The organism is Aquabacterium sp. (genome assembly GCF_050725395.1).
Lineage (GTDB): Bacteria > Pseudomonadota > Gammaproteobacteria > Burkholderiales > Burkholderiaceae_C > Aquabacterium.
Genome location: NZ_JBOHHL010000006.1, coordinates 133,070 through 156,898 on the forward strand (window position 1 = coordinate 133,070; position 23,829 = coordinate 156,898).

General features: G+C 64.7%; 26 protein-coding genes. 9 read left to right on the plus strand and 17 right to left on the minus strand.

The genetic code is table 11. The annotated features are described in order from the left end of the window. Positions 1-51: 51 nt before the first annotated feature. From moaA to ACREB4_RS06300, 3 genes are read left to right on the plus strand one after another with little or no spacing between them, the layout of a single operon-like run. Positions 52-1,182, plus strand: coding sequence for a GTP 3',8-cyclase MoaA (gene moaA / locus ACREB4_RS06290; protein WP_431587347.1), 1,131 nt, complete (start codon positions 52-54; stop codon positions 1,180-1,182). Further along, positions 1,175-1,804: a molybdenum cofactor guanylyltransferase MobA gene (mobA, locus tag ACREB4_RS06295; protein ID WP_431587348.1), complete on the plus strand. Its 630-nt coding sequence runs from the start codon at positions 1,175-1,177 to the stop codon at positions 1,802-1,804. The genes moaA and mobA overlap by 8 nt, the downstream gene beginning before the upstream one ends. After that, entirely contained in the window at positions 1,791-2,348 is a 558-nt protein-coding gene (locus ACREB4_RS06300) for an N-acetyltransferase family protein (RefSeq protein WP_431587349.1), read from the plus strand. The genes mobA and ACREB4_RS06300 overlap by 14 nt, the downstream gene beginning before the upstream one ends. A 9-nt stretch (positions 2,349-2,357) precedes the next feature. Here ACREB4_RS06300 and rnhA read toward each other — a convergent pair whose 3' ends face one another. Beyond that, positions 2,358-2,807: a ribonuclease HI gene (gene rnhA, locus ACREB4_RS06305; RefSeq protein WP_431587350.1), complete on the minus strand. Its 450-nt coding sequence runs from the start codon at positions 2,805-2,807 to the stop codon at positions 2,358-2,360. Then, entirely contained in the window at positions 2,800-3,627 is an 828-nt protein-coding gene (locus tag ACREB4_RS06310) for a class I SAM-dependent methyltransferase (RefSeq protein ID WP_431587351.1), read from the minus strand. Before ACREB4_RS06310 ends, rnhA begins: the two co-directional genes overlap by 8 nt. Between ACREB4_RS06310 and gloB the strand changes: the two genes are divergently transcribed. Both gloB and ACREB4_RS06320 read left to right on the plus strand, forming a co-directional pair. Further along, positions 3,626-4,411 (plus strand): hydroxyacylglutathione hydrolase, encoded by a 786-nt coding sequence (gene gloB, locus ACREB4_RS06315; protein ID WP_431587352.1) that lies wholly within the window; start codon positions 3,626-3,628, stop codon positions 4,409-4,411. The genes ACREB4_RS06310 and gloB overlap by 2 nt on opposite strands. Further along, positions 4,408-6,093, plus strand: coding sequence for a transglycosylase SLT domain-containing protein (locus ACREB4_RS06320; RefSeq protein WP_431587353.1), 1,686 nt, complete (start codon positions 4,408-4,410; stop codon positions 6,091-6,093). Before gloB ends, ACREB4_RS06320 begins: the two co-directional genes overlap by 4 nt. A 22-nt stretch (positions 6,094-6,115) precedes the next feature. On the opposite strand, the gene ACREB4_RS06325 is transcribed toward ACREB4_RS06320, so the two are convergent. The 4 genes from ACREB4_RS06325 to dnaX all read right to left on the minus strand — a co-directional run bounded on the left by ACREB4_RS06325 (position 6,116) and on the right by dnaX (position 9,448). Beyond that, a complete protein-coding gene (locus tag ACREB4_RS06325) occupies positions 6,116-6,511 on the minus strand; it encodes an MAPEG family protein (RefSeq protein WP_431587354.1) in 396 nt (131 codons plus the stop codon). A gap of 64 nt (positions 6,512-6,575) precedes the next feature. After that, on the minus strand, positions 6,576-7,163 hold the full coding sequence (gene recR, locus ACREB4_RS06330) for a recombination mediator RecR (RefSeq protein ID WP_431587355.1): 588 nt from the start codon (positions 7,161-7,163) through the stop codon (positions 6,576-6,578). 16 nt (positions 7,164-7,179) lie between these two features. Next, positions 7,180-7,506 (minus strand): YbaB/EbfC family nucleoid-associated protein, encoded by a 327-nt coding sequence (locus tag ACREB4_RS06335; protein WP_431587356.1) that lies wholly within the window; start codon positions 7,504-7,506, stop codon positions 7,180-7,182. Positions 7,507-7,570: 64 nt separating this feature from the next. Next, positions 7,571-9,448, minus strand: coding sequence for a DNA polymerase III subunit gamma/tau (gene dnaX, locus ACREB4_RS06340; protein ID WP_431587357.1), 1,878 nt, complete (start codon positions 9,446-9,448; stop codon positions 7,571-7,573). Between the two features lie 283 nt (positions 9,449-9,731). Between dnaX and ACREB4_RS06345 the strand changes: the two genes are divergently transcribed. Then, positions 9,732-11,111: a DEAD/DEAH box helicase gene (locus ACREB4_RS06345; protein WP_431587358.1), complete on the plus strand. Its 1,380-nt coding sequence runs from the start codon at positions 9,732-9,734 to the stop codon at positions 11,109-11,111. Between the two features lie 78 nt (positions 11,112-11,189). On the opposite strand, the gene ACREB4_RS06350 is transcribed toward ACREB4_RS06345, so the two are convergent. The 3 genes from ACREB4_RS06350 to yaaA all read right to left on the minus strand — a co-directional run bounded on the left by ACREB4_RS06350 (position 11,190) and on the right by yaaA (position 13,149). Then, a complete protein-coding gene (locus ACREB4_RS06350) occupies positions 11,190-11,387 on the minus strand; it encodes a hypothetical protein (RefSeq protein ID WP_431587359.1) in 198 nt (65 codons plus the stop codon). Positions 11,388-11,520: 133 nt separating this feature from the next. Further along, positions 11,521-12,357, minus strand: a complete 837-nt coding sequence (locus ACREB4_RS06355; RefSeq protein WP_431587360.1) for a 2OG-Fe(II) oxygenase — start codon at positions 12,355-12,357, stop codon at positions 11,521-11,523. 15 nt (positions 12,358-12,372) lie between these two features. Further along, the gene (gene yaaA / locus ACREB4_RS06360; protein ID WP_431587375.1) at positions 12,373-13,149 is read right to left on the minus strand and encodes a peroxide stress protein YaaA; all 777 of its coding nucleotides are present in this window, start codon (positions 13,147-13,149) and stop codon (positions 12,373-12,375) included. Positions 13,150-13,249: 100 nt separating this feature from the next. Between yaaA and ACREB4_RS06365 the strand changes: the two genes are divergently transcribed. Next, positions 13,250-13,789 (plus strand): gamma carbonic anhydrase family protein, encoded by a 540-nt coding sequence (locus tag ACREB4_RS06365; RefSeq protein ID WP_431587361.1) that lies wholly within the window; start codon positions 13,250-13,252, stop codon positions 13,787-13,789. A gap of 5 nt (positions 13,790-13,794) precedes the next feature. Further along, a complete protein-coding gene (locus tag ACREB4_RS06370) occupies positions 13,795-14,781 on the plus strand; it encodes an Hsp33 family molecular chaperone HslO (protein ID WP_431587362.1) in 987 nt (328 codons plus the stop codon). 25 nt (positions 14,782-14,806) lie between these two features. Here ACREB4_RS06370 and ACREB4_RS06375 read toward each other — a convergent pair whose 3' ends face one another. From ACREB4_RS06375 to ACREB4_RS06405, 7 genes are all read right to left on the minus strand, one after another. After that, positions 14,807-15,448 carry an AAA family ATPase gene (locus ACREB4_RS06375; protein ID WP_431587363.1) on the minus strand — a complete coding sequence of 214 codons (642 nt, stop codon included), beginning with the start codon at positions 15,446-15,448 and terminating at the stop codon, positions 14,807-14,809. Next, a complete protein-coding gene (pnuC, locus tag ACREB4_RS06380; protein WP_431587364.1) occupies positions 15,441-16,100 on the minus strand; it encodes a nicotinamide riboside transporter PnuC in 660 nt (219 codons plus the stop codon). The genes ACREB4_RS06375 and pnuC overlap by 8 nt, the downstream gene beginning before the upstream one ends. After that, positions 16,100-16,435, minus strand: a complete 336-nt coding sequence (gene ftsB, locus ACREB4_RS06385) for a cell division protein FtsB (RefSeq protein WP_431587365.1) — start codon at positions 16,433-16,435, stop codon at positions 16,100-16,102. The genes pnuC and ftsB overlap by 1 nt, the downstream gene beginning before the upstream one ends. 34 nt (positions 16,436-16,469) lie before the next feature. After that, positions 16,470-17,591, minus strand: a complete 1,122-nt coding sequence (locus ACREB4_RS06390; RefSeq protein ID WP_431587366.1) for an acyltransferase family protein — start codon at positions 17,589-17,591, stop codon at positions 16,470-16,472. Positions 17,592-17,703: 112 nt separating this feature from the next. Next, positions 17,704-18,987: a phosphopyruvate hydratase gene (gene eno, locus ACREB4_RS06395; RefSeq protein WP_431587367.1), complete on the minus strand. Its 1,284-nt coding sequence runs from the start codon at positions 18,985-18,987 to the stop codon at positions 17,704-17,706. Positions 18,988-19,038: 51 nt separating this feature from the next. After that, complete coding sequence (gene kdsA / locus ACREB4_RS06400) at positions 19,039-19,893, minus strand: 3-deoxy-8-phosphooctulonate synthase (protein ID WP_431587368.1); 855 nt, start codon at positions 19,891-19,893, stop codon at positions 19,039-19,041. Then, positions 19,890-21,545, minus strand: a complete 1,656-nt coding sequence (locus tag ACREB4_RS06405; protein ID WP_431587369.1) for a CTP synthase — start codon at positions 21,543-21,545, stop codon at positions 19,890-19,892. The genes kdsA and ACREB4_RS06405 overlap by 4 nt, the downstream gene beginning before the upstream one ends. Positions 21,546-21,727: 182 nt before the next feature. Here ACREB4_RS06405 and ACREB4_RS06410 point away from each other — a divergent pair, with 182 nt between their 5' ends. Further along, entirely contained in the window at positions 21,728-22,042 is a 315-nt protein-coding gene (locus tag ACREB4_RS06410) for a DUF2322 family protein (protein WP_431587370.1), read from the plus strand. A 14-nt stretch (positions 22,043-22,056) separates the two neighbouring features. Here the strand turns inward: ACREB4_RS06410 and purL are convergent. Next, positions 22,057-23,829: phosphoribosylformylglycinamidine synthase (gene purL / locus ACREB4_RS06415; protein WP_431587371.1), on the minus strand; the 1,773-nt coding region annotated here is incomplete at its 5' end.

Consider the following 23,829-nt stretch of genomic DNA (forward strand, 5'->3'; position numbering starts at 1 on the left):
GTTGCGTGTGAGGGCGCTGCGTTTGAACACCCTCTGTCGCACAATGTCGCCATGAGCGAGTCAACGCTGGTTCCATTGCAACGCCTGCGCGAGCAACTGCGGACGCCCCGAACCAGCCCCATCCTTCCCACTGCCGACTCTGGCGCAGGCGCGGCCGAACCCCTCGACCGGTTGGGACGGCCCCTGCGCGATTTGCGCATTTCGGTCACCGACCGGTGCAACTTCCGCTGCAGCTATTGCATGCCGCGGGACGTGTTCGGCAGCGACCACCCTTTCCTGCCGCAGTCGCAATTGCTGTCGTTCGAGGAAATCACCCGCACAGCGCGGATCTTCATGGGGCTGGGCGTGCGCAAGTTGCGCCTCACTGGCGGCGAGCCCTTGCTGCGCCGCCACCTCGAAAAGCTCATCACCGACCTCAGCGGGCTGCGCACGCTGGACGGCACGCCGCCCGACCTGACCCTGACGACGAACGGCTCGCTGCTGGCCCGCAAGGCCCAGGCCCTGAAAGACGCGGGCCTGAACCGCATCACCGTCAGCCTGGACGCGCTCGACGACACGGTGTTCAAGCGCATGAACGACGCCGACTTCCCGGTGGCCGATGTGCTGGAAGGCATCCAGGCGGCGCAAGCGGTCGGACTGGGGCCGATCAAAGTCAACATGGTGGTGCAGCGCGGCGTCAACGACGAGCAAATCCTGCCCATGGCCCGCTACTTCCGGGGCACCGGCGTCGAGCTGCGCTTCATCGAATTCATGGACGTGGGCAACACCAATGCCTGGAAGATGGACCAGGTGCTGCCCTCCAGCCAGGTGCGCCAGCGCATCCAGGGCGAGTTCCCCTTGAAGCCCGTGGCCGGGCAGCTCCAGGGCGAAACGGCGGAACGCTGGGCCTACGCCGATGGGCTGGGGTCGGTCGGCTTCATCTCCAGCGTCACCCAGGCTTTCTGCGGTGACTGCAACCGCCTTCGCCTGTCCACCGATGGGCAGCTGTTCACCTGCCTCTTCGCCAGCCGGGGGCACGACCTGCGCCCCTTGCTGCGCGCCGAGCATTCGGACGCCGACATCGCTTCCGGCCTGCGCCTGCTGTGGGCGCAACGCGAAGACCAGTACTCGCAACGGCGTGCTGCGCAAGGCACGACCACCACACCAGTCCAGCGCATCGAGATGAGCTACATCGGTGGCTGACCAGATGCCCAGGCCCGACGTCATTGGATGGATCCTGGCCGGCGGCGAAGGCCGGCGCATGGGGGGCGTCAACAAAGGGCTGCAGACCTACCAAGGCCAGCCCCTGGTCTGGTGGACCATTCAGGCCTTGACGCCGCAAATTGGCACCCTGCACATCAACGCCAACCGCGATCAGGCCACCTACGCCAGCCTGCTCGGCCATGACGCAGGTGCCCACCAAGTCTGGCCAGACGACCTTGACATCAACGCCTCGCTCGGCCCGCTCGCCGGCATCCTGACGGGCTTGCGCCGGACCACCTCGTCAGCGTGGTTGATGGCCGCCGCCTGCGACACGCCCAGGCTGCCCAAAGAGCTGGTGGAGCGCCTGCACCAGCACGCCACGGACCACCAAGCCGACATCGCCGTGCCCGTCACCCTGAACGGCCAAGGTGAGCCCTGTCACCACTGGACCTGCGCCTTGATCCACACCCGCGCACGAGCCTCGCTGGAAGCCGCCCTGGCCCAAGGCGAGCGGCGCGTCGGCCAGTGGATCAAGACCCGCCCCTGGATCGGCGTATCCTTCGCCGATCCAGCAGCATTCATCAATGTCAATACCCCGGAGACACTGCATGGACAAGCCTGACCCATCCAGCGTCCAAAGCGTCCGAATAGCCCGCATCGCGCCGGCCGACCTGAGCGCCTACAAGTCCCTGCGCGACGAAGGCCTGCGCCTGCACATCGATGCCTTCGACAACGACATCGAAAGTGAACATGCGCGCCCGCCCGAAAGCTACATCGGCCGGCTGGGCCTGAGCGACACGCTGGGTGGCACCTTCCTGTTGGGCGCCTGGGATGGCCGCCAACTGGTCGGCACCATCGGGCTGGAGCGCCAATCGCTGCAGAAGCTGCGGCACAGCGCCGAGCTCAACAGCATGATGGTCAGCCCTTCGCACATGGGCAGCGGCCTGGGCGACCAGCTCATGACCGCCTGCATCAGCGAGGCCCGCAAGGCCATCGGCCTGGAGCAGATCACCCTGCGCGTCAGCACGTCCAGCACCGCCGCCATCCGCCTGTACGAGCGCGCGGGTTTCCAGGCCTGCGGGGTCGTGCCCCATGTCATCAAGCTGGTCGATGGGCCTGGCCAGGTCCGCTATTTCGACAAGCTGACCATGGTCATGATCCTGTAAGGCCCCGGATCAGCCCACCGCCTCGGCGGCACCCCGGTTGGCCAGGCCGTCAGCCCGCTCATTGCCAGGATCGCCCGCGTGGCCTTTTACCCAGCGCCAGTCCACCTGGTGCTCGGCCGCGGCCAGTTCGAGTTGCTGCCAAAGGTCGGCGTTCTTCACCGGTTTGTTGTCGGCCGTTTTCCAGCCTTTGCGCTTCCAGCCGGTGATCCACTCGGTGATGCCCTTGCGAACGTACTGGCTGTCGGTGTAGATCACGACCGTGCAGCGCCGCTTGAGCGCGCTCAGGGCCTGGATCACCGCCATCAACTCCATGCGGTTGTTGGTCGTCAAGGCTTCGCCGCCCCACATCTCTTTCTGGTGCGGGCCGCTCACCATCCACACGCCCCAGCCCCCCGGTCCCGGGTTGCCCTTGCACGCGCCGTCGGTGTAGACCACCACCGGCTGTTCCTGCTCACTCATTCACGTCCTTTGGAAAAACAACTTGTTGTCTTTGATGTCGATTGGTCACGGTGGCTGGCGCCGCGGCCTGGTGCGGCAGGCGCGCCTTGCGCACCTTGCCCACCAGCCTCATGCCCCGCGCCCGCTTCACGGCCACCACGAAATACACGGCGCCCAGCACGGGCCACCAGCGGTCGCCGGCGCGGTCCATCCACTCCAGCCGATGCCACCACCGTTCGCTGCTGATCATGGGCCGGTAGCAGCCGAAACTGCCCGCCTCGACCTCCAGGTCCAGCAAGCGCAACCAATCGCGCAGGCGCCAGTAGGCAATGAACTCGCCCTGGGGCAGCACCATGGCACGCTCCACGCCCCACATGCCCATGCGCTGCCACAGGCCCCAAAAGCTGGCGGGGTTGAAGCCGGCGATCACCACGCGCCCCTCGGGCACCAGCACCCGCTCGACTTCGCGCAAGGTGTGGTGCGGGTCGCGCGCCAGTTCCAGGGCATGTGGCAAGACCACCAGGTCCAGGCTGTTGCTGGGAAAAGGCAGGGCCTCGAAATCGCAACGCAAACTCAAAGGCGCACCCTGGTCATGGGACACGGGGCCCTTCTCGGTCGGCGGTGTCCAGCCCTGGTAGGCTGTGTCCAGGGCCAGCCAACGGTGAGGCATGCGGTTCGTGCGCAAACCATCCAGTTCTGGCAGGCCCAATTGCATGGCGTGGAAACCGAAAACATCGGCCACCAGGCGGTCCATCTGGCATTGCTCCCATTCCAGCAGCGCCTGTCCCGGCGGCAAGGCCAACCAGGGGTGCAACTCTATAATCGGCGCGACTTTAGTCATGAATCTGCTTGCCCTACCCGCCTTCACTGACAACTACATCTGGATGCTGCACGATGGCCAGAAAGCCCTCGTCGTGGATCCGGGAGATTCAACGCCCGTGCTGGAAGCCTTGCAAAGGCTGGGCCTTGAATTGGCGCTCATTCTAGTGACCCACCGGCACCTGGACCACGTGGGCGGGCTGCAAGCCTTGCGCCCCCTCCTCAAAGGCCCTGTCTACGGCCCCGCCAACTCGGACATCGAGGGGGTCGACATCAAGGTGGGCGAAGGCTTTTACATTGATTTTCTGGGCACAAGGGTTGACGTGTGGGATACCCCCGGCCACACTGCGGACCACATCACCTATTTGGTGCGTTCCGACCTTTCTCAGCCCGGCCAGGCGCCCATGCTGTTCTGCGGCGACACCCTTTTCAGCGCCGGATGCGGCCGCCTTTACGACGGCACCGCCGAACAGTTGTTCAAAGCCCTGCGCCGCTTCAGCACCCTGCCCGGCCACACTCCCGTGTACTGCACCCACGAATACACCCTGGATAACCTGCGTTTTGCCCGAGTGGTGGAACCCGACAACGGCGACACTGTGGCCCACGACCATGCTTGCCAGCGCCTGAGAGCGCTCGGCCAGCCCACCTTGCCGACCACGATCGCGACCGAGTTGGCGATCAACCCCTTCATGCGCTGCGACCAGCCTCAGGTGATCGCCAGCGCCCAACAACATGGCGCCCAGGATGGCTCCGGCTTGGCGGTGTTCACCGCCCTGCGCCAATGGAAGAGCAATTTCAAAGCATGAGCATTCGCCCCACCCGACGTCCCATCGCCCTGTGCACGGCCTTGCTGTGCGCCACCACCCTGTTCGCCGGTTGCTCCAGCCTGGGCACCTCATCTACGCAGGCCCAGGCCGCCGGCCGGGACGGCGCCAGCCAACTGGCCGAGGCCACGACCGCCACGGCCATGGTGGCCACGGCCCCGTCTGAAGCCACGCTCAAAGCCCAGGCCGCGCCCGCCAAGGCCGCCACCTTGCAAGACGAGGCCCGCGAAGCAGTCGGCGCCCCCACCGACCCCTTGCGCCCCGACACCACCCTGAACCTGGACGACCTGAGTGCCAACCAGGACTTGTGGGTGCGCGTGCGCCGTGGATTTGGCCTGCCCGAGCTGGACATCGCGCTGGTGAACGACCACGAACGTTGGTACGCCAGCCGCCCGGACTACGTGCAGCGCATGACCGAGCGCTCCAGCCGCTACCTCTTCCACGTGCTGGAAGAAATCGAGCGCCGCCAGATGCCCACCGAACTGGCCCTGTTGCCTTTCATCGAAAGCGCTTTCAATCCCCAGGCCCAGTCCTCGGCGCGCGCCTCGGGCATCTGGCAATTCATGCCCGCCACCGGCAAGGACTTCGAACTCAAGCAGAACGTCTTCCGCGACGATCGCCGCGACGTGCTGGCCTCCACGCGTGCCGCGCTCGACTACCTGCAGCGCCTGCAGCGCCAGTTCGGCGACTGGCACCTGGCCCTGGCCGCCTACAACTGGGGCGAAGGCAATGTGCAAAAGGCCATCAACCGCAACATCAAGGCCGGCCTGCCCACCGACTACCTCAGCCTGAACATGCCGGCCGAGACGCGCAACTACGTGCCCAAGCTGCACGCCGTGCGCAACATCGTCCTGCGCCCGGACAGCTTCGGCCTGATCCTCACCCCCATCGAGAACCACCCCTACTTCGTCAGCGTGCCCATCCAGCGCGACATGGACGTGACGCTGGCCGCCAAGCTGGCGGGCCTGTCCACCGAGGCCTTCAAGGACCTGAATCCCTCGATGAACAAACCGGTCATCCTGGCCGCGGGCACGCCCCAGGTGCTGCTGCCCTACGACAACGCCAGCCAGTTCGTGCACAACCTCAACCAGCACAAGGGCCTGCTGGCCACCTGGACCGCCTGGACCGTGCCACGCACCATGCGCCCGGCTGAAGCCGCCAAGCAGGTCGGCATGAGCGAAGCGACGCTGCGCGACATCAACCGCATTCCGCCCAAGATGCTGGTCAAGGCTGGCTCGACCTTGCTGGTGCCCCGCAGCCAGCACCGCGAACAGGACGTGTCTGAAGCCGTGGCCGACAACGCCATGATGGCCCTGTCCCCCGATCTGCCGCCCCTGCGCCGAATGACCTTGCGCGCCGGCAAGGGCGACTCGGTGGCCAGCCTGGCGCGCCGTTACCGCGTGTCGGCCGCCCAGGTGGCGCAGTGGAACAAGGTCTCGCCTTCCGCCAAGTTCGCCCGCGGTCAAAGCGTGGTCGTCTACGTGGCTGGCAGCGGCAAGAAAGCCCAGAAAAACACGAACACGCGCACAGTGGCCAAGTCGTCTGGCAAAGCGGCCGTGAAGGTGGCCAGCGCATCCCGCGCCAACAACCCTCGTGTGGTGAAAGTGAAAGGCCGTGCGGCACCGAGCCGCGCCAGCCGCGTGCGGATGGCCAGCGCTCGCTGACCACCGCCGCCCGTCAAAAACCTCAGGCCGCCATCGCCAGCAGCGCGATGTTGGTGGCCAGGCCGGCTGTCCAGACCAGGGTGCGCAGCGCGCCCAGGTTGGCCAGGTACATGGCCACGTAGACCACGCGGATGCCAATGTAGGCCAGGGCCAGCATGTCGATGCGGGCCTGGTCGGCCTGCGCCATCTGGGCAAAGATCACCGCCGCCGCGAACAGGGGCAGGCCTTCAAAGCCATTGATCTGCGCGGCATGGGCACGCTGGTGCCATCCCGACAGCTTGCCCGCCCATTCGCGCGGGTTGTTGTTGTCATAGCCACCGTTGCGGCGGCCCAGCTTGATCGTGGCGGCCTTGGCCATGCCCACGGTCAGCACCGGCAACATGAAAGCGGCCAGGACGGTCCATTTGGCAATCGTCATCGAAATCTCCTCGGTCTCTCGGACCCATGTCTGTTTTGAAAAAATAACAGCGCGCAGGGATCAATCAGCGACGATCCATGAACGCGTGCGCAATGGTACCCAGGTCCACGTACTCCAACTCACTGCCGACCGGAACTCCTCGTGCCAGGCGCGTGACTTTCAAACCACGCTGGCGCAAGGCCTCGCCAATGACATGCGCCGTGGCCTCGCCCTCGGCATTGAAATTCGTGGCCAGGATCACTTCGGTGACCAGGCCATCGACCGCGCGCTGCAGCAGCGCCGTGAGGCCGATGTCGTGCACGCCGATGCCATCCAGCGGGCTGAGCCGCCCCAGCAGCACGAAGTACAGGCCGTGGTAGCTGCCGGTGCGCTCGAAGGTGGCCTGGTCGGCCGGGCTTTCGACGACGCAGAGCAGGCCCTGGTCGCGCGACTCGTCCTGGCAGACATCGCACACCGGCGCGCGGCTGAAGGTGTGGCAGCGCTCGCAGTGGCCGATTTCGTCGATGGACGTGGCCAGCGCGTGCGAGAGTTTCATCGCCCCGACACGGTCGTGCTGCAGGAGATGAAACGCCATGCGTTGCGCCGATTTCTGCCCGACACCGGGCAGGCAGCGCAAGGCATCGATCAAGGCCTCTAAAGCCGGATCGGCCATGGTCGGCTTGTCCTGGTCAGAAAGGCAGCTTCATGCCGGGGGGCATGGGCATGCCGGCGGTCAGCTTGCCCATCTTCTCTTGCGAGGTGGCCTCGGCACGGCGCACGGCGTCGTTGAAGGCAGCGGCCACCAGGTCTTCCAGCATGTCCTTATCTTCGGCCAGCAGGCTGGGGTCGATGGTGACGCGCTTGACGTCGTTCTTGCAGGTCATCTGAACCTTGACGAGGCCGGCACCCGACTGGCCCTCGACCTCGATCAGGCCCAGTTCGTCCTGGGCCTTCTTCAGGTTGTCCTGCATTTGCTGGGCTTGCTTCATCAAGCCGGCGAGTTGTCCTTTGAGCATGACGATTCCTTGTCTATCTAGCGGTCACAACAAACCGTGATTGTCGCCCGGAACGGCGACGGCATCACAGGGGGCGGATCGACCCTGCCACGATGCGGGCACCCGGGTATTGGGCCAGCACCGAGGTCACCAGGGAATCCTGCTGGATCAGGTGTTCGGCCGCGCGCTGCCGACGCTCACGGGCCGCCTGGTCGCGCTGGGCGGGCGTGTTGACGGTGGCACCACCTTCGAGCTCGACTTCGACCGGGTGCTCCAGCAATTGCGACATGGCCTGGACCAGGCGCTCGCGGAGTTGATCGACACGCAGGCTTTCACGTTCGATGCGCAGGCGCCAGCGGCTGCCGCCGCCCTCTTCCATGCTGGCGATGCACTGCGCCTGCATGGCCATTTCGCGCACCAGGGCCGTGATGCTGTTGCGCTCCACCATTTGAGCCACCAGGCTCACCCACCGGTCGGACAGTGGATCGGCGATGGCGGGCGCTTCTGGCGCCGGGGCTTCGGCCACCAGCGTGGCTGGCGCGGATGCGGCCAGGCGTGATGACGGCGGTGCAGGCGGCTCGGCATGGTGACGGGGCGGCTCAGGGGGCATGTCCGGCCCGGCGTCGCCATCGGCCTCGTAGGCCTGGTCCGGCAAAGCCTCCCAGGGCGGAATGCCTTGTGAAGCCTGCGGCGCAGGCGTCGATGCCGGCGCAGCCACCGGCGCCGGCATGGCAGCACGCACCACGGCGGCAGGGGCCACCACCGCCTTTTGCACCACCGGCTCGGGGGCCTGCCTGACGGCGGCGCCCGAGCCCTCAGCTTTTGGGCCGGGCGGCGCCCTGTCCCCCATCTGCTGCCCGGCCTGGGCAGGTTTGAACGCCAGCAAGCGCAACAGCAGCATCAAGAGGCCGCTGTACTCGTCGGGCGCCAAGGCCAGTTCGGCACGGCCTTGCAGGGCCAGGCTGTAGAACAACTGGGTCTCGTCGGGCGCCAGCAGCCTGGCCAGGGCCTGCCACAACGCCGCATCAGGATCGGACGCATCCGCCGCCTGCGGCACGGCCTGGATGACCGCCATGCGCTGCAAGGCGGTGGCCAGTTCTTCCAGCGTGCCCGACGCCGACAGGCCCAGCTCGCGCAAGGTGTCGACCGCCGCCACCAAGCCCGCACCATCACCGGCAGACACCGACTCGATGATCTTCTGGATGTGCTGGCGGTCGACCGCGCCCAGCATCTGCCGCACGCTGGCTTCGAGCAGGCCACCATTGCCAAAGGCGATGGCCTGGTCGGTCAAGGACAAGGCGTCGCGCATGGAGCCACGTGCCGCGCGGGCCAGCAAGCTCAAGGCCCCCGGCTCGGCGCTGATGCCCTCTGCGGCCATCACCTGGTGCAGGTGGTCCTGCACGGTCTGCATGGCCATCGGGCGCAGATTGAACTGCAGGCACCGTGACAGCACCGTGACAGGCACCTTCTGCGGATCGGTGGTCGCGAGCACGAACTTGAGGTAGTCGGGCGGCTCTTCCAGCGTCTTCAACATGGCGTTGAAGGCGTGGTTGGTCAGCATGTGCACTTCGTCGATCATGTAGACCTTGAAGCGCCCGACCACCGGCTTGTAGACCGACTGGTCCAGCAATTGCGAGATCTCTTCGACGCCACGGTTGGACGCCGCGTCCAGCTCGACGTAGTCCACGAAACGGCCCGAATCGATGTCGCGGCAAGGCTGGCACTGGCCACACGGGTGCGCCGTGATGCCGCCACCGCCGTCCGGCCCCACGCAGTTGAGCGACTTGGCCAGGATGCGCGACACCGTGGTCTTGCCCACGCCCCGCGTACCGGTGAACAAATAGGCGTGGTGCAAGCGCTGCTGCGTGAGCGCGTTGCTCAGCGCCTGGACCACGTGCCCCTGGCCAACCATGGCTTCGAAACTGTGTGGACGGTATTTGCGGGCAAGGACCATTGAACTCATCGCGCGATTTTACCGGGCGCAACGCGGCATATTTCTTGGCGGCAGGCGCAGATTGCAGCCGACAGGACACAAGTTGGGGAAATTGCGCCTCGGGAGCCTCCCTAAGGTATAGGAACAGGCTATGCAATATTCACGTGACGCCCTACAATTTAACGTTGGTGAATCAGGGCAGCTCTTTTTGGCATCGCCAAGCAAGGTTTGCCTGCACCACCGGTTGACTCGTCTATTCCAGGCCCGGAAAAAACGAGTGCAGTCGCCGTATAACCATTCATGGGCCTGTTTTATGTCGTTTGAATCATTGGGGTTGGCCGAACCGTTGCTGAAAGCAATCGCTGAGGCTGGCTACACCGTCCCCACCCCCATCCAGACACAGGCCATTCCAGCCGTGCTCAGTGGTGGTGACCTGCTCGCAGGCGCGCAAACTGGAACGGGCAAAACTGCCGGTTTCACCTTGCCCCTGCTGCACAAATTGGCCGTCACGCCGACACCGCAAGGTGCCCGTCGCCACATCCGCGCCTTGATCCTCACCCCCACCCGCGAACTGGCAGCCCAGGTCGAGGAAAGCGTGCGCGTCTACGGCAAGTACCTGCCACTGCGCTCCATGGTCATGTTCGGCGGCGTGGGCATGAACCCCCAGATCGACGCTTTGCGCCGTGGCGTGGACATCCTGGTGGCCACACCCGGCCGCCTGCTCGATCACCACCAGCAAGGCACCCTGGACCTCCGCCACGTCGAGTATTTCGTCCTGGACGAAGCCGACCGCATGCTCGACATGGGCTTCATCCATGACATTCGCCGCGTGCTGGCCATCGTGCCGCCCAAGAAGCAGAGCCTGCTGTTCTCGGCCACCTTCTCCGACGAGATCAAGGCCCTGGCCGACCGCCTGCTGAACGCGCCCCAGATGATCGAAGTGGCCCGCCGCAACACGACGGCCGAGACCATCTCGCAGAAGATCCACCCGGTCGACCGCGATCAAAAGAAAGAGCTGCTGACCCACCTCATCAAGTCGCAGAACTGGCACCAGGTGCTGGTGTTCACGCGCATGAAGCATGGCGCCAACCGCCTGGTCGAGTACCTGGAAAAGCAAGGCATCACCGCCATGGCGATCCACGGCAACAAGAGCCAGAGCGCCCGCACCCGCGCCTTGGCCGAGTTCAAGTCCGGCGATCTGCAGGTGCTGGTCGCCACCGACATCGCAGCACGCGGCATCGACATCGACCAACTGCCCCACGTCATCAACTACGAGTTGCCCAATGTGGCCGAAGACTATGTGCACCGCATTGGCCGCACAGGCCGCGCTGGCGCCGAAGGCGAAGCCATTTCCTTGGTGTGCGTGGACGAGGAAGGCTTCCTGGCCGACATCGAGAAATTGATCAAGCGCCCGATCGAGCGTGAGGTGATCCAGGGCTTCGAGCCCGATCCCAACGCGAAGGCCGAGCCTATTCAGTTGGGTCGCCGCACCTTGCATGGCGCGCCTGGTGGCGGCGGCCGAGGCGGCTCCAACGGCGGTGGCCGCTCGGGTGGTGGTGGTGGTGGTGGCGGTCGCCCCGCACCTCGTGGCAACTCGCCCCGTGGTGGCTCGGGCGATTCGCGCGGGCCCCGAGGCGGCGGTGGTGGTCGCGGCGTGTCTTCTGCCGCACGCGGCGGCGATCGCACTCGCTGATTCAAGCAAGGCAGCCATGCCTTGAGTCCACAAAAAAACCCGGCCAGGCCGGGTTTTTTTGTGGGTGCGTGAACCGAATTACTTCGTCACGGCAGCCGAGGCGGCTTCGGAAGCCTTGTGAGCGGCCTTCTTGGCGTGGTGCTTGGCCTTCTTGGCAGCCTTGGTGGCCTTGGACGCGGCAGCGGAGGCTTCAGGAGCGGCAGAAGGTGCTGCGTCAGCGGCGAAAGCGCCAACAGCGAACATCGAAGCGACCAGAGCGGCGATCAGTTTCTTCATGGAAAACTCCAAAGGGTTTGAATGAGGTTGGTGTTCAGACCCAGGGATCCTGAATCTGTAGGTGCTCAACGCGGGCCGAAATAAGCCGGTTGACAGCGCGTGCATAAATTTTTTAATTCTTTGGCGCAAAGCTTTATTCAAAACGCTGCTCACGCAGCCATTTGGTGGCCACCCATTTTTCGCCGTCCATCACCGGCGCGCCACCATGAAGGGTCTGGGTCATGGGGTGTGGCAAGGCATAACTGAAAAACACCGCGTTGCCCGCCACGGCACTCACTTCCAAACCAATGTCGGGGAACACCGTGGCGCCACCCGCCTGCGGCGTATTGAGGTAGGTCACCAGGGTGGCCACGCGCTGGCCGCCCCGGCGAAGAATGGTCGGCGTCCCGGGCTGGCTGGGGTCGAAATAATCGTAGTGCGGCTTGTACTCGGCCCCAGGCCCATAACGCAGGATCTGCAGCCCTTCCCCACGTTCGATCGGCCAGTTCACCAACGCGGCGATGCGCGCCTCGATGCGCTGGCAAAGCTCGTTTTCGGCCCGCGCGAAAAACATGCCTTCGCTGGTGCGCGCCACGTTGACCTCGCTTCCGCCAGTGGCATTGATCACCGTTTCGGAGCGAGCCAGCCGAGGGCGGGCCAGTTCGACCATCTCCTGGCATTCTTGTGCGGACAGCAAGCCTCCCAGCACCAGCACGCGCGGACGGGCCATGCTGACCAGCACCCGCACCTCGCGGTCATGGGCCCACAGCGCTGTGGCGCCCGAGGCCAATGCTGGCTCGGGCAAGGGCTGGCCCGCCTGCATCAGCGGCCAGGCGTGTTCCTTCAAGGTATTCTCGAGAGCGGTCAGCGCCGTGTCTTCATGCCAGCCACTGGCTTTCATCGCGCTGAGCACGGACTCCACGCTGTGGCCCGCGCTGGACTGCTCGATGATCCATTGCCGCAGTTCCGGCGTGATGAGCTGCTCGTGCATGCCGGCGCCTTTCGCTCAAGACTCCAGGCGTCGCCGGAACACCAGGCGATCGGGCTCGGACACGTCCTCGACATGGGCGTAGCCTTCGGCCTTGAAGTGGCGCAAATCTTTCAAGGTCTTGGCCCGGTGGACGATGGCGTGGCGCGCCATCAGCCCCCGCGCCCGCTTGGCATGGAAGCTGATGACCTTCCATTGGCCAGACTTCCAGTCTTCGAAGACGCATTCGACCACGCGGCCCTTGAGCGCCTTGCGCTTGACCGCCTTGAAATATTCTTGCGACGCGAGGTTGACGATGAGGTCGTCGCGCTGTTTGGCCAGGCGCTCGTTCAGGTGCAAGGCCAGCGTGTCGCCCCACCAGGCGTAGAGGTCCTTGCCACGGGGGTTGGGCAGCTTGGTGCCCATTTCCAGCCGGTAGGGCTGCATCCAGTCCAGGGGGCGCAGCACGCCGTACAAGCCGCTCAGCATGGCGACGTGCTCCTGGGCCCAGTCCAGGTCGGCTTGCTTCAGCGTGGCCGCCTCAAGCCCACCGTAGACATCGCCGTTGAAGGCCAGCACGGCCTGCTTGCTGTTCTTGGCGGTGAAGCGGGGGCGCCAGGCGCCATAGCGCGCCACGTTGAGCGTGGCCAGGGCATCGCTCAGGTCCATGAGGGAAGCGATCTGCGCCGGCGTGTAGGGGCGCAGCAGGTCGATCAAATGCGCGGCCTCCTTGGCGAACACGGGCAAGGTGTGTTGATCGGTGGTGGGAGGGGTCTCGTAGTCGAGGCTTTTGGCGGGGGACAGCAGGATCAGCATGGCGGTGTTGGCGGGTGTGAAACCCATGACTGAGGGCATGATAAAGCGACTCGGCACCCGGAGACCTAGAATACGGGATTGCTGTCCCCACATTGAATCCATGGCCCTCTACAGCATCCAGGACAAGCGTCCTCAAACCCACCCTTCCGTCTACGTCGCCGAATCCGCCGACGTGATCGGCGATGTGCAACTGGCAGAGGGCAGCAGTGTCTGGCCCCAGGCCACCCTGCGCGGGGACAACGAACCCATCCGCATCGGCGAGCGCTCGAATGTGCAGGAGTCGTCGGTGCTGCACACCGACATCGGCTTCGCGCTGACGGTGGGCGCCGACGTGACCATCGGCCACCAGGTGATGCTGCACGGCTGCACCATCGGCGATGGCGCCCTGATCGGCATCCAGGCCGTGGTGCTGAACGGCGCCGTCATCGGCAAGAACTGCCTGGTGGGCGCGGGCGCGTTGGTCACCGAAGGCAAGGTGTTCGATGCCGAAGGCATGCTGATCCTGGGCAGTCCGGCCAAGGTCGTGCGCCCCCTGAATGAGATGGAACTCGCCCGCATGCGCATCGGCACCGCCATGTACGTGCAAAAAGCCGGCGAGTTCAAGACAGGCCTGGTGCGCATCGACGCCACCAAAGAGTGAATGCGATGACCACCGAACTGCACAAATTTTTGTTCGAAGGCTTGCCCGTTCGGGGCATGCTGGTTCGACTGACCGATGCCTGGCAGGAAGTGCTGCGCCGACGCGATCCCAGCGAAGCGTTCGAGGAGCCCGTTCGCCAGTTGCTGGGCGAGATGGCCGCGGCCGGCGTGCTGATGCAGGCGAACATCCAGTTCAATGGCGCCGTGGTGCTGCAGATCTTTGGCGACGGCCCCGTGAAGGTGGCCGTGGCCGAGGTCCAGCCCGACCTGGGCTTTCGGACCACGGCCAAGGTGGTGGGTGAATTGCCTTCGACCGACTCGGGCCACCTGCCCCTGGACGTGATGGTCAACGTGGGCGGTGAAGGCCGCTGCGCCATCACCCTGGACCCGCGCAGCCGCATGCCCGGCCAGCAGCCCTACCAGGGCGTGGTGCCGCTGTACGACGACCACCGCGAACCCCTGCTCCAGTTGAGCGAGGTGCTCGAGCACTACATGCTGCAATCCGAGCAACTCGACACCAAGCTGATCCTGGCGGCCAATGACGACATCGCCGCCGGACTGCTGATCCAGCGCCTGCCCATGGAAGGCGCCGGCAACCTGGGCGGCCAACGCTCGGCCGAAGATGAGATCGGTCTGAACGAGGCTTACAACCGCATCTCGCATCTGGCCGCCACCCTGACGCGCGAAGAGCTGTTGACCCTGGACGCCGACACCATCCTGCGCCGGCTGTTCTGGGAAGAGGACGTGGTCCGCTTCGAGCCCCTGACCGGCGCCGAAGGCCCGCATTTCGCCTGCACCTGTTCACGCGAGCGCGTGGGCACCATGCTGCGCAATCTGGGACGCGAAGAGGTCGAAAGCATCCTGACCGAGCAGGAGCAGATCGACGTGGGTTGCGAGTTCTGCGGCACCCACTACCGCTTCGATGCGGTGGACGCGGCCGAGCTGTTCACCGAGGAATCCGATCACCCGCCGGGCTCGGACCGCCTGCAGTAAGCAGCCGGGTTGGCCTCGACAAGGCTCAAGCGCGGGGCAGCCAGTGCTGCTCGCATTCGCCGTCGTCGCACTTGTCGCAGACCCAGCGCCAGCGCGGCCGTTGCGCGTTGTCCTGGGCCCGCCGCGCGGCCGTCAAAGCTTGCCGAACCGTGATCAGGGCCTGCTGCAAACGGTGCGCCCCTTGCCCAGCCACCACCGAGAAAGGCAACCCAGCCTGAACCAGGTGATGCCGGATCAAGGTGTCCACCGGTTCACGCACGTGGGCGCCATCGCGCTGCAGGCCATCGGCTTCCCAGGGCAAGTCCAGGGCGGTCAGCAAGGTCAGGTCGGCTTGGGCATGGTCGGCCAAGGCCTGTCCGTACAAGGTTTGGTCATCGAACAGGTAGTCGCTGTAGACCGCCGTCATCAGGGCGGTCGTGTCGCTCACCACCACGCTGTGCGTCCGTGACGCCGACGCCATGCGCTGCGTTTGCGCCAGCGCGATGGCGGCCTGTTCATGGGGGTATGGCGTTCGGCCGAGGTCGTCGCAAAACTCGCGCAGGACCTCCGGCACCATCACCGCGTTCAAGCCATCGGCCCTCAGGGCCGCGGCCAGACCGCGGGCCAAGGTGGTCTTGCCCGTGCTTTCCGCGCCGACGATGGCGAAGACGAAACCTCGCTCAGCCACGGTCGGGCATGGGCGCCACATGGCGCCGCCACTGTTGCCAGCCGGCCACCGACAGCACCGCGAACAAGCCATACAGGATGACTGTCAGCCACAGGCCCTTGTGGCCAAACAGGCCCATGCTCACGATGTTCACCATCAACCAGGTCGACCAGTTCTCGATGTACTTGCGGCCCAGCAGCCATTGGCCAACCAGGCTGGCCGAGGTAGGCAAGGCGTCCAGGTAGGGCACGTCCGAATCGGTGGCATGGTCCAGCAGCAGGCCCAGCAAGGGCCACATGAGCAGCGCCGCGCTCAGCGCCCACCAGCGCCCTCTCCGGCCCAAGGCCTGCGGCTTGAGAGACTCATTGAGTTGATTGCGCCCCCACAGCCATTGCCACCAGCCCCAGCACGACAGGGCCACGAACACCAGCTGCAAGGACGCCTCGCCATACAACCTGCTGCGCGCGAACAGCACGCCATACAGCAGGGAACTGACGATGGCCAAAGGCCAGGCCCAGGGGTTGATGCGCAAGTTGAAAAGCACCATGCCCAGGGAAAGGGCAAAGGCCCAGACCTCAAGGTGGGACACCGGCACGCCCCAGGCCGTGAACAGCGGCGCGAGCCACGGATCAGCCCAGGCGAAGAGGTCGGACAGCGGCGCGTCGTTGAGCATCAAGGCGTGGCAGCGGAGGCCTCGCCAGCGTTGGCTGGTGCGATGGAAGTCGGCGGCGACTGACGGGTGCTGGTCAGTTGCACGTAGATTTCGTCAGGCTTGATCATGCCCAGCTCGGTGCGGGCCTTTTCCTCGACCATTTCCAGGCCTTCCTGGAGGTCGCGGACCTCGGCAACCAACTGCTCATTGACAGCCTGCGCCTGGTTGTTGCGCTCTTGCTGCCGCTGAACCTGCTCGCGCAAGGCCATGACACGCGGCACGCCACCTTTGCCGAACCAGAGTTCGGCATGCACCACGGCCAGGAGGGCCAGGAGAACGATGGTGGCGACGCGCATTCTTTCAATTTTAACAGACTGGCGGATGCGCGATTCAGGCTGCTTGACGAATCCCGAGATCGACGCGATCCGCTTCGCGGGGTTCGGCCAGCTCGGGCTTGGGCACGGTGTAGCCGAGTCTGCGCTTGAGGAAAGGGGTTTCGATGAGTTTGTAGCTGAGCGCGGCCACGGGCAGGAAAAGGACCAGGCAAACGAATGCCGCCAACAGTGCCAAGGGGGCATTGTCCAGACTCAGGACGTGGCGGTCGACGAACTCCGCCAGCCTGAACACCACGAAGGTGTGCAGCAGGTAGATCGAATAGGAATAACGCCCTACCATGGCCGCGAAACGGGAGGCACGCCCCGTCGAATGCTGGAACGAGGTGTCGTACCAGGCAACGGTCAGCCCGTAGAAAACACCTTCGATGGTGGTGATGAACACCCACCAGGACGACATGTCGGTCCGCTGCGAAAACAGGCTGCCCTGGTGATCCACGTATGACATGAGCCCGCAGAAAAACGCGGCGGCCAGCAGCCACCAGGCATGCTTGCCCTGGATGGACGAACGCCAGTGGTAGGCCAGGCAACCCAGCAGGAACTGATCGATCCGGCCGACCATCGTGTAATACGAGAGGTAGCCGATATGCTCGGTCAGGCCATGGATGACCACGCGCAGGGCGAGCGCCGCCAGCACGATCAGCAGGAGCGCGCCACGGCTTCTGGCGGCCAGCCACAGGATGAGCGGCAGCAGCAAATAGAAATGCATTTCCACGGTGATCGACCAGGCGCCTTGCGGCAGCGTGGGCCCCAACCACCCCCACAGAAGCCGGTGTGGAACGTCCAAGCCATCATGGGTGACGAGGCTTTTGACGTAAGCGGCCAGAATCACGACCGTCAGCAGTGGCAGCAACCTCAAGACCCGGTTCGCCAGGAAACGGCCATGCAGAAGGCGCTGCCCATCGGTCAAGCGGGCAAACAGGTAGCCGCTCAAAACCATGAACAAAGAGACGCCGGTGTAGCCCTGCGTCAGCAGGGACAAGGGCGCGAACCAGGGCGCCGAACCGTCGAGCGGGACGATGTTGCTCGAATGGATGAAGTGCCAGCAGAACACCATCAGCACGGCCAAGGCCCGCAAATGGTCCAGGCCCATGTAGTACTTCCCAGAAGATGATTTCACCCGTCCCCCTGCTTGCGTTCGTTATATGGGCAGGATTTTCGTTCAAATGGGCATGGGCTGGCCCCCCGCGAATGAGCGGACCCAAGAAAAAAGGGCCCGAAGGCCCTTTGGATTAACGCAGGTTGTAGAAGGCGCTGCGGCCTGGGTAAACGGCCACGCCGCCGAGGTCCTCTTCGATGCGCAGCAGCTGGTTGTACTTGCTGATGCGGTCGGAACGGCTCATCGAACCGGTCTTGATCTGGCCGGCGTTCAAACCCACCGCGATGTCGGCGATGGTGTTGTCTTCGGTTTCGCCCGAGCGGTGGCTGATGACGGCGGTGTAGCCGGCGCGCTTGGCCATCTCGATGGCGGCGAAGGTTTCGGTCAGCGTGCCGATCTGGTTGATCTTGATCAGGATCGAGTTGGCGATGTTCTTGTCGATGCCCTCTTTCAGGATCTTGGTGTTGGTGACGAACAGGTCGTCGCCCACCAGCTGAACCTTCTTGCCCAGCACTTCGGTCAGGTGCTTCCAGCCGGCCCAGTCGCCTTCGGCCATGGCATCTTCGATCGAGATGATCGGGTACTTGTCGCACCAGGTGGCCAGGATGCTGGTCCACTCTTCGGCCGTCAGGCTCAGGCCTTCGCCTTCGAGGTGGTACTTGCCGTCCTTGTAGAACTCGCTGCCGGCGCAGTCCAGGCCCAGGGCGATCTGCTCACCGGCGATGAAGCCGGCCTTGTCGATGGCTTCCAGGATCAGCTGGATGGCGGCTTCATGGCTGGCCACGTTGGGGGCAAAACCGCCCTCGTCGCCCACGGCCGTGCTCATGCCCTTGTCGTGGATGATTTTCTTGAGCGCGTGGAAGACTTCGGCGCCGTAGCGGATGGCTTCCTTGAAGGTGGGCGCGCCCACCGGCAGGATCATGAATTCCTGGATGTCCAGGTTGTTGTTGGCGTGCGCGCCGCCGTTGATGACGTTCATCATCGGCACGGGAAGCTGCACGGCGCCCATGCCGCCAAAGTAGCGGTACAGGGGCAGGCCGGATTCTTCCGCGGCGGCGCGGGCCACGGCCATCGACACGGCCAGCATGGCATTGGCACCCAGGCGGCCCTTGTTGTCGGTGCCGTCGAGGTCGATCAGGGTCTGGTCCAGGAAGGCTTGTTCGGAGGCATCGAGGCCCAGCACAGCTTCGGCGATCTCGGTGTTGATGTGTTCAACGGCCTTGAGCACGCCCTTGCCCAGGTAGCGGGACTTGTCGCCATCGCGCAGCTCGATGGCTTCGCGCGAGCCGGTGGACGCGCCAGAAGGCACGGCGGCGCGGCCCATGACGCCGCTTTCCAGCAGCACGTCGCATTCAACGGTGGGGTTTCCTCGGCTGTCGATGATTTCGCGGCCGATGATGTCAACGATGGCACTCATCCAGTGATCCTCAAAGCGGTTTGATGTTGAAAATTTAAGAGACTGACCCGGTCAATTGAAATTGGTTTCCAGGAAGCCGTTCTTCTTGGTGATGCGGTCCAGCTCGACCAGGGTGGCGAGCAGCGCCTTCATGTGCTTGAGCGGCACGGCGTTGGGGCCGTCGCTCAGGGCACAGGCGGGATCGGGGTGGGTCTCCATGAACAGGCCGGAGATGCCCACCGCCACGGCCGCGCGCGCCAGCACGGGGACGAACTCGCGTTGGCCGCCAGAGCTGGTGCCCTGCCCGCCCGGCAACTGCACCGAGTGGGTCGCGTCGAACACGACGGGTGCATTCGTTTCGCGCATGATGGCCAGCGAACGCATGTCGGACACGAGGTTGTTGTAGCCGAAGCTGACACCGCGCTCGCAGGCCATGAACACGTCGTCAGGCAGGCCCTTTTCGCGCGCGGCGGCACGGGCCTTGTCGATGACGTTCTTCATGTCGCCAGGGGCCAAAAATTGGCCCTTCTTGATGTTGGCGGGCTTGCCGCTCTGGGCCACGGCGCGGATGAAGTCCGTTTGGCGGCTCAGGAAGGCGGGCGTTTGAAGCACATCGACGACGGACGCGACCAAAGGCACTTCGGCCTCGGTGTGCACGTCGGTCAGGATGGGCACGTTCAACTCGCGCTTGACCTTGGCCAGGATCTCCAGGCCCTTTTCCATGCCGGGGCCACGGAAGGACGTGCCCGACGAGCGGTTGGCCTTGTCGTAGCTGGACTTGAAGATGAAGGGGATGCCCAGCTCGGCGCACACTTCTTTGAGCGTGCCGGCGGTGTCCATCTGAAGCTGCTCGGACTCGACCACGCACGGGCCGGCGATCAGGAAGAAAGGGTGGCCGAGGCCAACGTCGAATCCACAAAGCTTCATACAGCGCCCTTCTTTTGGTGTTGGTCCAAGGCGGCCTTGATGTAGCCGGTGAACAGCGGGTGGCCGTCCCACGGGGTCGACTTGAACTCGGGGTGGAACTGCACGCCGACATACCAGGGGTGAACCGACTTGGGCAGTTCGACCATCTCGGTCAGCTTTTCGCGCTGGGTGATGGCGGAGATGACCAGACCAGCCTCTTGCAGGCGATCGAGGTAGCGCTCATTGGCTTCGTAGCGGTGGCGGTGGCGCTCGGTCACCACGTCGCCATAGATCTCGTGCGCGATGGTGCCGGGCTTGACGTCCGAGCTTTGCGCGCCCAGGCGCATGGTGCCGCCCAGGTTGGAGTTGACGTCGCGCTTTTGAATGCTGCCATCGGCGTCCAGCCACTCGTCGATCAGGGCGATGACGGGGTTGGACGTTTCCGGGTCGAACTCGGTGCTGTTGGCGTTGGCCAGGCCGGCCTTGTGGCGCGCGTATTCGATGGTGGCGACCTGCATGCCCAGGCAGATGCCCAGGTAAGGCACGCCGTGCTCACGCGCATATTGCGCCGCGATGATCTTGCCTTCGACGCCGCGTTTGCCGAAGCCGCCGGGCACCAGGATGGCGTCGTACTTGGCCAGGGTATCGGCCGTTTCGGGCGTCAGCGTTTCAGAGTCAACGTACTCGATGTTGACGCGGGCATGGTTGTGGATGCCAGCGTGGCGCAACGCCTCGTTGAGCGACTTGTACGAATCCGACAGGTCGGTGTACTTGCCGCACATGGCGATGGTGACGGTACTCTTGGGGTGCTCGACTTCCTTGACCAGCGTGTCCCAGCGCGACAGGTCGGCGGGCTTGGTGGTCAGTTGCAGCTTGGCGCAGATCAGGTCGTCCAGACCCTGCTCGTGCAGCATGCGCGGCACCTTGTAGATGCTGTCGGCGTCCCACACCGAAATCACGCCGGATTCGGGCACGTTGGTGAAGAGCGAGATCTTCTCGGCTTCGTCGTGCGGGATGGCGCGGTCGGCACGGCACAGCAAGGCATCGGGCTGGATGCCGATTTCGCGCATTTTCTGCACGGTGTGCTGGGTGGGCTTGGTCTTCAACTCGCCGGCTGCTGCGATGAAGGGCACGTAGGTGAGGTGCACGAAAGCGGTGTTGCCGGGGCCCATCTTCAGGCTCATCTGGCGCACGGCTTCCAGGAAGGGCAGCGATTCGATGTCGCCCACGGTGCCGCCGATTTCAACGATGGCCACGTCCACCGCATCGGGCAGGCCGAAACCGGCGCCGCGGCGGATGAAATCCTGGATCTCATTCGTGATGTGGGGGATGACCTGAACGGTCTTGCCCAGGTAATCGCCACGGCGTTCTTTTTCAAGGACGCTCTTGTAGATCTGGCCGGTGGTGAAGTTGTTGCTGCGCTTCATCCGGGTGGTGATGAAACGCTCGTAGTGGCCGAGGTCAAGGTCGGTTTCGGCCCCGTCGTCGGTCACGAACACCTCGCCATGCTGGAACGGCGACATGGTGCCCGGGTCCACGTTGATGTACGGGTCGAGCTTGATGAGGGTCACGGAGAGGCCACGCGATTCGAGAATGGCGGCCAAAGAAGCGGCTGAGATGCCCTTGCCAAGCGAGGACACCACACCGCCCGTGACGAAGACGAACTTGGTCATTGCGCGTTAGCGTTGGCTCATTACGCCAAACGCTGCGGTGGTAAAGCGGCATTATAGGCGCTTGGCCGGCCCTGGCCAGCGGGTTCGCGTGCTTTGCCACCGGAATGCGGGCTTCGCGGCAGCGACATCGCAGACAATGGCGCCCTGATTTTTTCAACCCACGTTTTTAAACCGCGAGCAACATGGCTTTCAGCGACAACCTCCAACAACTCCCGGCCGTTTCCCACCTGGCAGGCCTGCAATTGACCGACGCCACGGGCGCGGTGGTGGCCACCATTGAAAACAAGCCGGGCCAGGCTGGCTCGCTGGCCGTCTACGCCTCGCTGGCCAATGCATCCGGCGTCATCGACGCCGAAGCCGCTTCACGCGGCCTGGACATCTACGCCGAACACACGGTGGATGCCCGCGCTAATCCCGGCAAGCACCCCAACATCGACCGCCTGATCACCCTGATCGCTGAAGGCGGGCAATGGCAGGTCAAGCTGCTGCCAGCCTGACCTGATCAGGACGCTCAGCCCACCCAGCGGCGGGCGTTCTGGAACAGGCGCAGCCAAGGGCTGTGCGCGGCCTTGTCACCGCTGGTCCAGCTCAACTGCACATTGCGGAAGACGCGCTCGGGGTGCGGCATCATGGCCGTGAAGCGGCCATCGGCCGTGGTCACGGCGGTCAGGCCGCCGGGACTGCCGTTCGGGTTGAAGGGATAGGCCTCGGTGGCCGCGCCCTTGTTGTCCACAAAGCGCAATGCTTGCTTGACCTGCTGGGCATTGCCGCGCTGCGAGAAGTCGGCAAAGCCCTCACCATGCGCCACCGCGATGGGCATCCGGCTGCCGGCCATGCCGGCGAAGAACAGCGAAGGGCTTTCCAACACCTCGACCTGACTCAGGCGGGCCTCAAAGCGCGTGCTTTGGTTGTGCGTGAACTTGGGCCAGTCCTGCGCACCGGGGATGATGGGGCTCAATGCCGCCAGCATCTGGCAACCGTTGCAGATGCCCAAAGCGAAGGTGTCGGTTCGGCCAAAGAATTCGGCGAACTGCTCGGCCAGCAAGGCATTGAACATGATCGAGCGGGCCCAGCCTTCGCCGGCGCCCAAGGTGTCGCCGTAGCTGAAACCACCGCAGGCGATGAAGCCCTTGAATTGGTCCAGGCGGGCGCGGCCGGCCTGCAGGTCGCTCATGTGCACGTCGAAGGTGTCGAAGCCGCCCAGGTGCATGGCGTAGGCCATTTCCAGGTGGCTGTTGACGCCCTGCTCGCGCAGGATCGCGACCTTGGGGCGCGCCTGGTTGATGAAAGGCGCGGCCACATTCTCCGAGGGGTCGAAGCTCAATCGCACATGCAGGCCCGGATCGCTGGCCAAGCCCACGGCGGCATGCTCGCTGTCGGCACAGGCGGGGTTGTCGCGCAGTTGGGCGATGCGCCAGCTGACCTCGTCCCAGGTCTTGTGCAATTGCTCCAGCGGTGCGCTGAACACGGCCTTGGCATCGCGCCAGACTTCGACCACGCCCTTGGCGTTGGGCTTGCCGATGACGTGGCTGTGCTTGGACAGCCCATGCTCGCGCAGGGTTTGCAGCACGGCATCGCGATCAAAGGTGCGCACCTGCAGCACCACGCCCAGCTCTTCGTTGAACAAGGCCTTCAAGGTCAGCTCGTTGCGGCGCTCGCCCACCTGGCCGGCCCAGTTTTTGGAATCGCCCATGTCGGCACGGCTGTCGCTGATGCCGTCGCCTTCGGTGACGAGCATGTCCACGTTCAGGCTGACGCCCGTGTGGCCGGCGAAGGCCATTTCACAGGCCGTGGCCCACAGGCCGCCGTCGGCACGGTCGTGGTAGGCCAACAGCTTGCCTTGCGAGCGCAGGGCGTTGACGGCGCTCACCAGTTGCTTGAGCAACTCTGGGTTGTCCAGATCGGGCACGGCGTTGCCGAACTGGTTCAGCACCTGCGACAGGATCGAGCCGCCCAAGCGGCCCTGGCCTTGGCCCAGGTCGACCAGGATCAAGGTGGTGTCCAGGGATTGGCCGGACTCCTGCGTGATCAGTTGCGGCGTGAGCGTGGGGCGCACATCGGCGATGGACGCGAAGGCGGTCACGATCAGCGACACGGGGGCCGTCACTTGCCTGGTTTCGCCTTGTTCCGAAGACCAACGCGTGCGCATCGACAGCGAATCCTTGCCCACGGGGATGGACACGCCCAAGGCCGGGCACAACTCCATGCCCACGGCGCGCACGGTTTCGTACAAGGCGGCGCAGGCCAATCTCTTCATCCGCTTCAGCCAGGCCGACAGCTCCAC